Annotated in this window: 9 protein-coding genes, 1 tRNA gene and 1 other RNA gene; 8 read left to right on the top strand and 3 right to left on the bottom strand. The window is 35.2% G+C overall.

The window, feature by feature from the left end:
- Positions 1–39: 39 nt before the first annotated feature.
- The 3 genes from AC3WQX_RS09620 to gltC form a co-directional block, all read right to left on the bottom strand.
- Complete coding sequence (locus AC3WQX_RS09620) at positions 40–831, bottom strand: YibE/F family protein (RefSeq protein ID WP_023349878.1); 792 nt, start codon at positions 829–831, stop codon at positions 40–42.
- Complete coding sequence (locus AC3WQX_RS09615; RefSeq protein WP_023349877.1) at positions 828–1,940, bottom strand: YibE/F family protein; 1,113 nt, start codon at positions 1,938–1,940, stop codon at positions 828–830. Before AC3WQX_RS09615 ends, AC3WQX_RS09620 begins: the two co-directional genes overlap by 4 nt.
- 150 nt (positions 1,941–2,090) lie before the next feature.
- Complete coding sequence (gene gltC / locus AC3WQX_RS09610; RefSeq protein WP_023349876.1) at positions 2,091–2,972, bottom strand: glutamate biosynthesis transcriptional regulator GltC; 882 nt, start codon at positions 2,970–2,972, stop codon at positions 2,091–2,093.
- Positions 2,973–3,172: 200 nt separating this feature from the next.
- Here gltC and gltB point away from each other — a divergent pair, with 200 nt between their 5' ends.
- The 8 genes from gltB to recR all read left to right on the top strand — a co-directional run bounded on the left by gltB (position 3,173) and on the right by recR (position 13,530).
- A complete protein-coding gene (gene gltB / locus AC3WQX_RS09605) occupies positions 3,173–7,669 on the top strand; it encodes a glutamate synthase large subunit (protein ID WP_492740094.1) in 4,497 nt (1,498 codons plus the stop codon).
- Positions 7,670–7,686: 17 nt separating this feature from the next.
- Positions 7,687–9,150, top strand: a complete 1,464-nt coding sequence (locus AC3WQX_RS09600; RefSeq protein WP_023349874.1) for a glutamate synthase subunit beta — start codon at positions 7,687–7,689, stop codon at positions 9,148–9,150.
- Positions 9,151–9,211: 61 nt separating this feature from the next.
- A tRNA-Ser gene (locus AC3WQX_RS09595) sits at positions 9,212–9,304 on the top strand.
- A 274-nt stretch (positions 9,305–9,578) separates the two neighbouring features.
- An RNA gene (gene ffs / locus AC3WQX_RS09590) (signal recognition particle sRNA large type) lies at positions 9,579–9,848 on the top strand.
- Positions 9,849–10,215: 367 nt separating this feature from the next.
- Positions 10,216–10,746 carry a GNAT family N-acetyltransferase gene (locus tag AC3WQX_RS09585; protein ID WP_023349873.1) on the top strand — a complete coding sequence of 177 codons (531 nt, stop codon included), beginning with the start codon at positions 10,216–10,218 and terminating at the stop codon, positions 10,744–10,746.
- Positions 10,747–10,814: 68 nt separating this feature from the next.
- Entirely contained in the window at positions 10,815–12,521 is a 1,707-nt protein-coding gene (gene dnaX, locus AC3WQX_RS09580) for a DNA polymerase III subunit gamma/tau (RefSeq protein WP_023349872.1), read from the top strand.
- 88 nt (positions 12,522–12,609) lie between these two features.
- Entirely contained in the window at positions 12,610–12,927 is a 318-nt protein-coding gene (locus tag AC3WQX_RS09575; protein WP_002434018.1) for a YbaB/EbfC family nucleoid-associated protein, read from the top strand.
- 6 nt (positions 12,928–12,933) lie between these two features.
- Positions 12,934–13,530 (top strand): recombination mediator RecR, encoded by a 597-nt coding sequence (gene recR, locus AC3WQX_RS09570; RefSeq protein ID WP_002434514.1) that lies wholly within the window; start codon positions 12,934–12,936, stop codon positions 13,528–13,530.
- Positions 13,531–14,372 lie beyond the last annotated feature (842 nt).

The following is a 14,372-nucleotide window of genomic DNA, read 5'->3' as shown; positions in this document are numbered from 1 at the left end:
CAATGCTAAGAGAATAAGGCACTGGGGTCTTTAAATATATTAATCATTCTTAAGATGTTGTGATTGAGTAGAATTTTTACGTTTTTTATTTTTAATCATCAAAGCAGTTACCCATGCAGTTATTGGAATACTGAGTGCAACTGCAATGCCTCCTAGTAATATCGACACAAATTCTTGAGCGAAAATTTTAGAATTAATAATATGTCCAAAAGAATAATGTAATTTAAAGAACCAGAAAAATAAAGTTAATTGACCCCCAAAATATGCTAAATAAATAGTATTGGCAGAAGTAGCTAAAATTTCTCTACCTACTCGCATGCCAGAAGTGAATAGTTGTCTTTGATTTAGTTCCGGATTGGTCTCGCTTAATTCATACATTGGTGAGCTAATTGTAATGGCTAAATCGATTACAGCGGCTATAACAGCCAAAACGATTGTAAAAACCATAAACTGTATCATATCGATACCAATATTCATTGAATACACATATGTTTCATCTTGTTGTTCTGTCGCAAACCCTTGAAGATGACCTACCTTAACCGATAGGAAAATAACTAGTATCAATATGAGTGTCGTAATTATTGTACCGATAAATGCTGCTTGTGTTTTAACATTATAACTATTTAACACGAATAAGTTCACAGCAGCAATAACTATGCAGAAGATAAAAGTTACTAAGTAAATCGGTACACCAAAAATTATTAAAATGATACTAATAATAAGTATGATGAAGTTTAAAAATAGTGTGAAGAAAGAAATGAGACCTTTTTTTCCTCCGAAAATTATCATTAGCACCAAGAGTAATAAGCCTAAAATTGTTATCGCACTCATTGTTTAGCACCTCTCAATTTTAGCAATACTTCCATTAATGCAATGGTAATGGGAATTGTTAACACAATGCCTATGCCACCTGTCATGGCTCTAGCAACTTCTAATGACCAATTCATTGAAATGGTGTAAGTGATTGTATTAGCATTTTTCAAATAAATTAGAAACATTGGTAAACTTCCAGACAGATAAGAAAAAAGTAAAATGTTGGTCATTGTACCCATAATATCTTGGCCAATGTGACGTCCCGCAAGCGCCCAACGACCCATTGTTATATTTGGAGTACGTTGAAGAATTTCATACATTCCACTTGAAATCGTAATGGCTACGTCCATAATAGCTCCGAGCGTTCCAATTAAGACGGAAGCGAGAAAGACGTCTTTAGGAGGTAGTGTAAGGAAGGTCATTGTTTCATACTTAATCCCGTTACCACCTGTCATTTTAATCACTAATTCTGTAATTCCCACGCAAAGAAATGTACCAATGAGTGTACTTACTATTGTGACGAGTGTACGCATGTGCCACCCAGTTACAAGTAATAGGGTTAACGTTGTCGAGACAATAATCGCGATTGTCATTAATAGGAATAAGTTGATTTGCCCATTTTGATTGTGTATATAGATTGCCCCTATGACGGCAATTGTATTGATGATTAGTGATAATATTGATTGTAAGCCAACTTTTTTACCAACGATGAGTACTGTGAGTAGGAAGATTCCTGTTATTGCCACAACCAAACCATCACGTTTTTTCTCTATAATATTGGCATCACTAGGTTTCTTAGAAATATGTAATAACACTTTGTCATTTTTGGAAAATGACTCCGAGTCCGCTTGAGATTTTACATATTGGTGGTCAATCGTTGCTGTCTGACCTTTAAATTTACCATTCAAAATTTCTAAAGTAAGTTTTTCTTTATATTTAATATCTTTATTGTGTTGTTCATCCGTAATTTTTTCAGTGTGAATAGGATGTACATTTGTAATTTTTCCTATCGGCATATTGTAAAATTTATCGTTAAAAAACGTAAATATAAATAAGCCAAGAAAGATGCAACAAAAAATCATAATCATCCAACTGAAAGGCTGTTTAAAAAAAGATTTGAACTGCATATTTAAACCTCAATTCTCAATTTAGTGTATTAAATTGACATAGTGATTATACGCCCATTAATCAATGATTACAAAAATTTATAAAATGAGTTAATTGAATGATTCGTCGTATTTTATAAATAAAGCGAGTGTGATTAACGATGTGTTCAACTAAGATTGAGCCGTTTGATTAATCATAGTATGAATATAATGCCATACTAAATCTATATCTTTTTTCTTATTATCATATTTAGTGATGGCGCATATTGTTCTTTTTAATTCAGTATGTGAAAGAGGAATTCGGACCCAATCTTCGCTATCATTAAGATGAATGTTTTCATTGCTAATAATAAATCCTTTATCTTGACGCACGAGATACTGAGCAAGTTGTTTATTCGATAATGTATACACATTTGCTTTAATTAATTGTTCGAGTTTCTTTTTTATTGAGTTGGCGAAAGGCATGAGACAGTATAGTGATTCATTTTCAAGTTGAGTTAAAAGGGGTTGAGTTGTCAAAGTAATAGGATGGTCTTTAGGCGCATACATATGATATTTCTCTTCGAATAAAGGTGTGACATGAAGTCCTGTCTGTGTTGTTATATCCTTAGTCATTTCAATAAGCCCTATATCGAGTTGGCCCGAATTTACTCGATCTACAATGTGATTATGTTTCAAGAGTTGCGGCGTTATAATACTCTCACTTTGTTGTTCAAAGGATTGCACTAGTGGCAACATCATTTGTGAAATGTCGCCTTCTTCATAACCAATATAAATCGTCCGTTGATCTGTAGAAGCTTGCTGTTTAAATAATTGAATCGTGTGGTCCATTTGTTTGAGAATTTGAGTAGCTTGAGACATGAGTTTCTTTCCCTCGGAGGTGAGGATGATATTCCTACCACTTCTTTTAAAAAGGGTTACGTTCAACTCTTTCTCAAGTTGTGTGATTTGACGACTTACCGCTGACTGCGCAATGTTTAATTCTAAAGCTGCATCTGATATATGCTCACGACGTGCCACTTCTACAAAGTATTTAAGTTGTTTAATCTCCACAATATCCACTCCTTATTAATTGACGAAAAATTCTAAAATTTAAAATGGTATAAGTGTATTATAGCAGTAATTTGGGTAATTGTTCTATTTTTTAGATGAGTTATATCTAATTTATATATTGAACAGATAAATATATTACATTATAGTAATTATTATCAAACTAAAATTGTCAGAAAATTCTAATAAGAGGAGTGTGCATCATGTACAATGAGAAATTAAAAAAAGGTTTATATGATTATCGTGAAGAGCATGATGCGTGTGGTATTGGATTTTATGCCAATATGGATAATAAGAGGTCTCATGATATTATTGAAAAATCTTTAGAAATGTTACGTCGGTTAGATCATCGAGGTGGCGTTGGTGCTGACGGTATCACTGGTGATGGTGCGGGCATAATGACTGAAATTCCATTTAAGTTTTTTGATCAATTAGATGAAATTAATATTCCCGGCGAAGGTAACTATGCTGTGGGATTATTTTTTTCTAAAGAAAAAGTTAAAGATTCGAATCATGAACCCATTTTTAACTCATATTTCGAAAATGAAGGTTTCAAAGTTATTGGTTATCGAGATGTCCCTGTAAATACTAATGCAATTGCTAAACATGTTGCTGATACAATGCCTTACATTCAACAAGTCTTTGTAGATATTAGAGGCGTTGAACATGTTGAAAAACAATTATTTTTAGCGAGAAAACAGATTGAGAGATATGGAGAAGAGCAATCACTGGAGTTATATTTCACAAGTTTATCCAAGAGGACAATTGTTTATAAAGGTTGGTTACGCTCTGATCAAATCAAAGAATTATATTTAGATCTTCAGAATGAAACGTTTCAATCTAAATTAGGATTAGTGCATTCAAGATTTAGCACAAATACTTTTCCCAGCTGGAAACGTGCCCATCCTAACCGGATGCTCATGCATAATGGTGAGATTAATACAATTAAAGGTAATGTGAATTGGATGAGAGCACGCCAAAATAAATTGGTTGAGACGTTATTTGGAGATGAAAAAGATAAAGTTCATTTCATAGTAGATGAAGATGGAAGTGATTCAGCTATTGTGGATAATGCGTTTGAGTTTCTTTCATTGGCTATGGAACCTGAAAAAGCAGCAATGTTATTGATTCCAGAACCTTGGTTATATAACAAAGCTAATGACAAAAATGTGCGTGCTTTTTATGAATATTATAGCTATTTAATGGAACCATGGGACGGTCCAACGATGATTTCATTTTGTAACGGCGATAAAATTGGTGCGCTTACAGATAGAAATGGTTTACGTCCAGGCCGCTATACGATTACTAAAGATAACTTTATTGTATTTTCTTCTGAAGTTGGTGTAGTTGATGTGCCGGAAGAGAATGTCGCTTTTAAAGGACAACTTAATCCAGGCAAATTGTTACTCGTCGACTTTTTACAAAATAAAGTAGTCGAAAACAATGACTTAAAGGCAGATATAGCTAGCGAATTACCTTATCAACAATGGTTAGAAACATTTAAAATTGATGATCGCTTTGATCGAATAGATTATGAGCCGTCTGATTGGGATGAACATACGTTATTTCGTTTGCAAAAGCAATTTGCCTATACTAAAGAAGATATAAATAAATACATGGTTGATTTAGTTAGTAGTAAAAAGGATCCTATTGGAGCGATGGGGTATGACGCACCAATTGCTGTTCTTAATGATAAGCCAGAATCATTATTTAATTATTTTAAACAATTATTTGCGCAAGTCACTAACCCTCCTATCGACGCTTATCGAGAGAAGATTGTAACGAGTGAAATGTCATATTTAGGTGGAGAAGGTAATTTACTTCATCCTGATGAGACAGCGCTACAACGTATTCAATTGAAGAAACCTGTTATTACTGAGGCACAACTTGCTTCCATAGACTCAAGTTGCTTCAATGTAACCCATCTATCAACGGTGTATACAGGGGAGCTTGAAAGTGCATTAAACTCACTTGGAGAACAAGCAGTTGAAGCAGTAAAATCAGGTGCTAAGATCATTGTGCTAGATGATCAAACACTTGTCTCACAGGAAGGTTATGCGATGCCAATGTTACTTGCTCTTAGTCATGTTCATCAGTTACTGATACGTGAAGGATTGCGAATGGAGACAAGTCTTGTAACTCTAACAGGTGAAACTAGAGAGGTACATCATGTGGCATGTCTACTTGGATATGGTGCTAATGCAATCGTACCTTATCTTGCGCAACGTACGATTGAACAATTGACACTTAAAGGACAGTTATCTGGTTCAGTAATTGAGAACGTAGAAACGTATACACGCGTATTATCAGAAGGTGTCATAAAAGTTATGGCGAAAATGGGAATTTCAACTGTGCAAAGTTATCAAGGGGCGCAGATTTTTGAAGCAGTTGGATTATCTCAAGATGTTATAGATCGTTATTTTACTGGAACACAGTCAAAAATATCTGGAATAAGTATTGAACAAATCGACAATGAGAATAAAGCGCGACAAAGTAATGCAACAGATTACTTAGAATCAGGTAGTACATTTCAATGGAGACAACAAGGTCAACATCATGCATTTAACCCTCGTACAATCTTTTTACTACAACATGCTTGTAGAGAAAATGATTATGAACTGTTTAAAGAATTTTCAGAGGCAGTCAATGATAAACGTACAGATCACATACGTCATCTGTTAGAGTTTAAAAAACAAAAAGCCATTGATATTAGTCGTGTGGAGCCGGCAAGTGAAATTGTGAAAAGGTTTAATACTGGTGCTATGAGTTATGGTTCAATTTCAGCTGAAGCGCATGAAACTTTGGCACAGGCGATGAATCAAATTGGTGGTAAAAGCAATAGTGGTGAAGGCGGTGAAGATCCGTCTCGATATGAATTGCAAAAGGATGGAAGTAATAAAACGAGTGCAATTAAACAAGTTGCGTCCGGACGATTTGGTGTAACGAGTGATTATCTCCAACACGCTAGAGAGATTCAAATCAAAGTAGCACAAGGCGCTAAACCAGGGGAAGGTGGGCAATTACCAGGATCGAAGGTCTATCCGTGGATAGCTGAAACAAGGGGTTCAACGCCGGGTATAGGATTGATTTCTCCTCCACCACATCACGATATTTATTCTATAGAAGATTTAGCTCAACTTATTCACGATTTAAAAAATGCGAATAAAGAAGCGGATATTGCAGTTAAATTAGTTTCTAAAACAGGCGTAGGAACCATCGCTTCAGGGGTAGCTAAAGCATTCGCCGATAAGATAGTCATTAGTGGTTATGACGGAGGTACTGGGGCTTCACCAAAGACCAGTATTCAACATGCTGGAGTTCCTTGGGAAATAGGACTAGCGGAAACACATCAAACATTGAAATTAAATCATTTACGTAGTCGAGTGAAGTTAGAAACAGATGGTAAGTTACTCACTGGAGTAGATGTAGCGTACGCTTGTGCACTTGGAGCGGAAGAGTTTGGATTTGCGACAGCCCCACTTGTTGTATTGGGATGTATCATGATGCGTGTATGTCACAACGATACATGTCCAGTAGGAGTTGCTACGCAAAACAAAGATTTACGTGCGCTATTTACAGGTAAGGCGCAACATGTAGTCAACTTTATGTATTTCATTGCTGAAGAACTACGAGAAATTTTAGCTTCTCTAGGTCTAGAGACAGTAGAGGAGTTAGTAGGTAGAACAGATTTACTACAGCGTTCTTCTAAGTTAACTCATGGAAGCAAAGCTGCAGCAATTCAAATAGAGAATCTTATCGAACAGTCTGAAGGACCTAATACGAAACAAATAATGCAAGATCATCACTTAGATATCGGCTTTGATTTGAATTATCTATATCCAGATGCTAAGCACAGTATTCAAAATGGACATTCATTCACAGGAAGTTATGTGGTCAACAATGAACAAAGAGATGTAGGCGTTATCACAGGTAGTGCCATTGCACGTCAATACGGAGAAGAAGGTCTCCCTGAGGATACAATATTCGCTTATACAGAAGGGCATGCCGGTCAAAGTCTTGCTGCTTATGCGCCACACGGTTTGACGATTCATCATACTGGTGATGCGAATGACTATGTAGGTAAAGGTTTATCAGGTGGAACAGTTATTGTTAATGCGCCAAATGAAAAGCGAGAACAAGAAATTATCGCAGGTAATGTAAGTTTTTATGGAGCATCAAGAGGAAAAGCTTATATAAATGGTAAGGCGGGAGAACGTTTTTGTATTAGAAATAGTGGCGCTGATGTTGTGGTAGAAGGTATTGGAGACCACGGACTAGAGTACATGACTGGTGGACATGTCATTATTTTAGGAGATGTTGGTAAAAACTTTGGCCAAGGTATGAGTGGCGGCGTAAGTTATATCTTCCCATCAAGTATTGAAGAATTTAAAAAGGTCAATGCACTAGAAACTCTTGAATTTAGTGAGGTTCGCTATGATGAGGAAAAAGCATTAATTAAAGAGATGCTTGAAGCGCATTATAAACATACACGTAGTACGAAAGCACGACAAATTTTGAATCAATTTGAAAATGTAAGCCAATATGTAGTGAAAGTCATACCGAAAGATTACAAATTGATGATGCAAAAAATTGATTTACAAAAACGACGAATAGAACAAGTAGATGAAGCGACACTCGCAGCATTTTATGATGATAGGAAAAGTATTGAAGAAGAATTACAACCAGCAGTAGTTTATTAAAAAAGTGGGGGATAATCATGGGCGAATTTAAAGGATTTATGAAATATAATAAACAGTCTTTATCAGAATTGTCTTTGGTAGATCGTCTTTCTGGTCATGATGCGTTTCAACAACGCTTTACTAAGGAAGATGCCTCCGTTCAAGGTGCACGCTGTATGGATTGTGGCACACCATTTTGCCAAACAGGACAGTTATATGGAAGAGAAACTATCGGCTGTCCTATTGGAAATTATATACCAGAGTGGAACGATTTAGTATATCATCAAGACTTTAAAACGGCTTATGAAAGATTGAGTGAGACAAATAATTTTCCGGAATTTACTGGACGTGTATGCCCCGCGCCATGTGAGAATTCTTGTGTCATGAAAATCAATAGAGAATCCGTTGCAATTAAAGGTATTGAGCGTACTATTATAGATGAAGCTTATGATAATGGTTGGGTTAAACCAAAGTATCCTGAAGAACGTAAAGAGCAAAAAGTTGCAATAGTAGGAAGTGGACCTGCAGGACTTACAGCTGCTGAAGAACTCAACATTAAAGGGTACCAAGTGACCGTGTTTGAAAAAGCACATGAACCAGGTGGCTTATTAATGTACGGTATCCCAAATATGAAATTAGATAAAGATGTAGTACGTCGTCGTATAGCGTTAATGAAAGAGGCAGGTATAGAGTTTAAAACAAGTGTTGAGATTGGCGTTGATATCAGTAAAGAAGAGCTTGAAGATGCATTTGATGCAATTGTTTTATGTACGGGTTCGCAGAATGCGAGAGATTTACCTTTAGAAGGACGTATGGGCTTTGGTATTCATTTTGCAATGGATTACCTAACTGAACAAACACAATATCTCAATGGAGAAATTGATGAAGTTTCTATTACTGCTAAAGATAAAAACGTTATTATCATAGGTGCAGGTGATACAGGCGCCGACTGTGTAGCGACTGCATTGCGTGAAAACTGTAAATCAATCGTACAATTTAACAAGTATACTAAGCAGCCTGAAGAAATTACCTTTGAAAGTAATACATCTTGGCCTTTAGCCATGCCTGTATTTAAAATGGATTATGCGCATAAAGAATATGAAGCAAAATTTGGTAAAGAACCAAGAGCTTATGGGGTACAAACAATGCGCTATGATGTAGATGGTCTTGGTCGTGTGAGAGGATTGTACACTCAAGTGCTGCAAGAGACATCTGAAGGCATGGTAATGTCAGATGGTCCAGAACGTTTTTGGCCAGCTGATTTAGTCTTATTATCAATTGGTTTTATAGGAACAGAAACAACTATTCCTCATGCGTTTGGTATTAAAACTGAACGTAATAAAATAGTTGCTAATGACATTGACTTTCGAACTAATCATCCTAAATTTTTTGCAGCTGGAGATGCTCGTAGAGGTCAAAGTTTAGTCGTATGGGCAATCAAAGAAGGTCGCGCTGTAGCACGATCTGTTGACCAATATTTAAATAAAAAAATTCTGGTGTAGACACAAAATAATTATATTGACTTTTAATGAACGCTATTATATGATTGTTATTGTGTTCATTGGAGGAATACCCAAGTCCGGCTGAAGGGATCGGTCTTGAAAACCGACAGGGCCTTAACGGGCCGCGGGGGTTCGAATCCCTCTTCCTCCGCCATTAGAATTAAAATCCAAGACTAATAGATATAAAAGGCAAGTACTTATTTTAATGAGTATTTGCCTTTTTTATTTTGCTTTTACCCTCCTCTAACTGAATTGCTCATACATACAAATAGAATTTTTTTAAATTTATCGATTTTTATATATTAGCAATGTGCCTATCATTTCGAAATTTTGAGTTCATTAAAAGAGTAATCTAAACTCATATATAAGTTGTTGATGAAATTTTTACGCTTGCAAAGGGATATGAAATTATAGTATTATAAATCTTACCGTGCTAGGTGGGGAGGTAGCGGTTCCCTGTACTCGAAATCCGCTTTATGCGAGACTTAATTCCTTTGTTGAGGGCGCATTTTTGTGAAGTCTGCCCGAAGCACGTAGTGTTTGAAGATTTCGGTCCTATGCAATATGAACCCATGAACCATGTCAGGTCCTGACGGAAGCAGCATTAAGTGGATCCTCATATGTGCCGTAGGGTAGCCGAGATTTAGCTGTCGACTTCGGTAACGTTTATGATATGCGTTCGATACAAAGGTGCACGGTATTATTATGAGATTTAAGCAAATATCACATAGATAAGAGGCTAGGACATATCAGATTGTCGTAGCCTTTTTTTATTTTGGCAGTAGGTGCCTGATTTGGAAATAAGTTTGAATCAAGCTTCTCATACTTCTAAACGACTATGTCAGCAAGCCCCTACTAGTGATGAATTATAAAAATTTTATATACAAACCAAGTTGGAGTGGGATAGTGAAATTAATTTTTTACAAATTTAAATTTCTATCCCACTCTTCTTTCATTAAATAGATTAATTTTCAATAATTTGTTAAGGTTATAACGAACTAAGCAAATAATATATAACGTGTATTGATATATCATTAAAAAGCTGATGGAAAAATTGGAGGATACATGCAAATATTTTTAAGTACTTTAACTGAAGTTGATTATGAACGATCACTTGATAGCATTGAACAAAATTATGATCAAGACCCAGAGATGAGTTGGAAAGAACGTGCCAGAGTTAAGAATCTCAGAAAATCCGAGAATTATAATTCTGAATTAGAAGTTATTGCTAAAAATGATACGAACGATGTCATTGGCCATGTCTTATTAGGAGAAATTTTATTAGTTTCTAATAATCATCAAACTACTGCACTAGCAGTTGGAGCTTTATCAGTACAACCAGATGTGCGTGAACAAGGACTAGGAAAAGCTTTAATGCAAGCAGTAGAAGAGCGTGCCAAAGCTGAAGGGTATCCAGCAATTTTTGTTCATTGCTATACTGAATTTTTCAATCACATAGGATACGTTGATGCGAAACAATACGATATTGTTATGGAAGAATTAGGTAACGATGACACCTTGAGTGTGAAATTTTTAACTTCAGACATAGCATCATTTCATGGTATGACTGTTATGTTACCTGAAGTATTTGATTAATTTTTTTATTGAAAAGAATTGTTACGAACATGATATAATGATGAGTAATTGTTAATGGAGGTGTTACAGTGGATTACCAAGCTTTGTATCGAATGTATAGACCGCAAAGTTTCGATGATGTTGTTGGACAAACACACGTCACGAAAACGTTACGTAATGCCATCTCTAAAGGTAAACAATCACATGCTTACATTTTCAGTGGACCCAGAGGAACTGGGAAGACAAGTATCGCAAAAGTGTTTGCCAAGGCGATTAATTGCCTTAATAGCGATGATGGAGAACCTTGTAATGAGTGTGCGATTTGTAAAGGTATTACTCAAGGTACAAATTCTGATGTGATTGAAATTGACGCGGCGAGTAATAACGGTGTGGATGAGATTAGAAATATAAGAGATAAGGTGAAATACGCACCAAGTGAATCCAAATATAAAGTATATATTATAGATGAGGTACATATGTTAACGACGGGGGCGTTTAACGCCTTGCTTAAAACTTTGGAAGAGCCTCCTAGTCACGCGATATTTATTTTAGCGACTACAGAACCACATAAAATTCCTCCTACAATTATCTCTCGAGCACAACGTTTTGATTTTAAAGCGATTAGTATGGATCAAATTGTAGACCGCCTAAAGTTCGTAGCTGAATCACAGTCACTAGAGTATGATACTGCAGCATTAGAATTTATTGCTAAAACTTCAGAAGGTGGTATGCGTGATGCTTTAAGTATCATGGATCAAGCGATTGCTTTTGGGGACGAGCGTTTGACACTACAAGATGCGTTAAACGTGACTGGTAGCGTTGATGAAGCGGCATTAAATGATTTGTTCAAAGATGTTGTTGAGGGGAATGTTAAAGAAGCTTTTGGTAGATATCATCACTTTATTTCAGAAGGAAAAGAAGTGAATCGACTTATTAACGACATGATTTACTTCGTTAGAGATACGATAATGATAAAAACATCAAATGAATCAATTGAATATGATGCTTTAGTTAGTTTTGAATTAGACACACTATATCGTATGATTGATATCATTAATGATACACTTGTTTCAATTCGTTTTAGCGTTAACCAAAACGTTCATTTTGAAGTGTTACTAGTTAAACTTGCGGAAATGATTAAAGCGCAACCACAGACTGTTCAGAATATGGCTACAACAGCTGTAGCTACTGAACCTGATAATGATGTACTGCTTCAACGTATGGAGCAACTTGAAAATGAATTAAAAACACTGAAAGCGCAAGGAGTTTCAAATAGTGGTCAAACACAACAACCGAAGAAACCTACACGTACAGTTCAACGCTCTAAAAATGCATTTTCAATGCAACAAATAGCTAAAGTATTAGATAAAGCTAATAAAGAAGACATAAAATTATTAAAAGACCACTGGCAAGAAGTGATTGATCATGCTAAAAGTAATGACAAAAAATCATTAGTAAGTTTACTCCAAAATTCAGAACCAGTGGCAGCGAGTGAAGATCATGTGTTAGTTAAGTTTGAGGAAGAGATTCATTGCGAAATTGTAAATAAAGATGATGAAAAGCGTAACAATATAGAGAGTGTAGTTTGTAATATAGTAAATAAAACGGTGAAAGTCGTTGGTGTACCTTCGGATCAATGGTTAAGAGTTAGATCTGAATATATTCAAAATCGTAACGCTAATGGTGAAAATAACAGCGAGTCAGGAGAGGCACAACAGCCAGCACAAGTTGATGTGGCACAAAAGGCTAAAGATTTGTTTGGTGAAGAAACAGTTCATATGATAGACGAAGACTGATACATGACAAGCAATATATTCGTATGTATAATATAATAAAAGCTAATTTTTAATAGAGACTGTTTAATTTCAAGGAGGAAATGATATTATGCGCGGTGGCGGAAATATGCAACAAATGATGAAACAAATGCAAAAAATGCAAAAGAAAATGGCTCAAGAACAAGAAAAATTAAAAGAAGAACGCGTTGCTGGAACAGCTGGCGGCGGTATGGTTACTGTAACAGTTACTGGCCATAAAGAAGTTGTAGATGTAGAAATTAAAGAAGAAGCAGTAGATCCAGATGACGTTGAAATGCTTCAAGATTTAGTATTAGCTGCTACTAATGAAGCGATGAATAAAGCTGACGAGTTAACTCAAGAACGTTTAGGTAAACATACTCAAGGCTTAAACATCCCTGGAATGTGATAACACATGCAATATCCAGAACCAATTTCTAAACTTATAGACAGTTTTATGAAACTGCCAGGCATTGGACCTAAGACGGCTCAACGTCTGGCTTTTCATACTTTAGATATGAAGGAAGACGATGTTGTTCAATTTGCTAAAGCATTGGTAGATGTTAAAAGAGAACTTACTTATTGTAGTGTTTGTGGTCATATCACTGAAAATGACCCTTGCTACATTTGCCAAGATAAGCAACGTGATCGTTCGGTCATTTGTGTTGTTGAAGATGATAAAGACGTTATAGCGATGGAGAAAATGCGCGAGTATAAAGGTTTATATCATGTTCTACATGGTTCGATATCACCAATGGATGGTATAGGGCCAGAAGATATTAACATCCCAGCATTAGTTGAGCGACTAAAAAGTGATGAAGTTAAAGAACTTATTTTAGCAATGAATCCCAACTTAGAGGGAGAATCTACAGCAATGTATATTTCGAGATTAGTGAAGCCAATTGGTATTAAAGTAACACGTTTAGCACAAGGACTATCGGTTGGTGGAGATTTAGAATACGCAGATGAAGTTACGTTATCTAAAGCGATTGCTGGTAGAACCGAAATGTAGATTTAAAATTAATAAGAACGGGCTATAAATACCCAAAGGAGTAATAGCGCAAAGATGTTGTGAATTAGAAATCATCATTGTGCTTTTTATTTTAATAATAGGGATTCTATAGATTCATGTTTTTGCTGTAAATTCTTAGCTAAGTTTTCCAAGAGTTGCTTATATGTGATTTTTAAATAGTATACGTAATTGGTTAGTAATTAAGGGGATAAAAATTTTAGATATATTATAAGTTTAAATTTTATGTCCCTGAGGTTTTCCTGAGTAAGAGGGAATAATTCATTAAACGTAGCGTAGAGAGGATAATGAATTTATGTTTTATAACTAAAACGGCTGACATTATTAAAGTAGTTGAGACTATGAAACAATAATGAAGTAACTAACTTCAAAAAAATTAAAATTTCTTTAAAGTTTGTGAAATGGCTATAGTAAGATTGTATAATTTATCGCAAAGTTCATTTTTGTCTCTAAAAACGATAGTTATTTCGATATAAAATCATAAAGTTCGGTTATTGGAGATATAGTGTAGTGATTTTGTTAAGCTAGTGTAAATTTTACTGTTGTTAAAACTCTCTAAAGCCTGTATAGTATTTATTTGTTGAGCGAAACAAATCAACTTACTTCTAAAAAAAGACAATAAAATTAATTATAAAAAGTTATTGACTTCATCATCAATAAAGCGTATAATTAATTCTTGTCGGTAAGAAAAATGAACATTGAAAACTGAATGACAATATGTCAACGTTAATTCCAATAAACGTAACAAAACGTTACAAACTATTTAGTATTTATGAGCTAATCAAACATCATAATTTTTTATGGAGAGTTTGATCCTGGCTCAG

The organism is Staphylococcus sp. FW104-15G4D (assembly GCF_058790135.1).
Note: the sequence above shows the minus strand (reverse complement) of the source record. Positions and strands in the feature narration are given on the sequence as shown.

Coding starts and splice junctions, on each gene's coding strand:
- AC3WQX_RS09620 (WP_023349878.1), bottom strand. CDS start 831: ATGAGTGCGATAACAATTTTAGGCTTATTACTCTTGGTGCTAATGATA.
- AC3WQX_RS09615 (WP_023349877.1), bottom strand. CDS start 1,940: ATGCAGTTCAAATCTTTTTTTAAACAGCCTTTCAGTTGGATGATTATG.
- gltB (WP_492740094.1), top strand. CDS start 3,173: ATGTACAATGAGAAATTAAAAAAAGGTTTATATGATTATCGTGAAGAG.
- AC3WQX_RS09600 (WP_023349874.1), top strand. CDS start 7,687: ATGGGCGAATTTAAAGGATTTATGAAATATAATAAACAGTCTTTATCA.
- AC3WQX_RS09585 (WP_023349873.1), top strand. CDS start 10,216: ATGCAAATATTTTTAAGTACTTTAACTGAAGTTGATTATGAACGATCA.
- AC3WQX_RS09575 (WP_002434018.1), top strand. CDS start 12,610: ATGCGCGGTGGCGGAAATATGCAACAAATGATGAAACAAATGCAAAAA.
- recR (WP_002434514.1), top strand. CDS start 12,934: ATGCAATATCCAGAACCAATTTCTAAACTTATAGACAGTTTTATGAAA.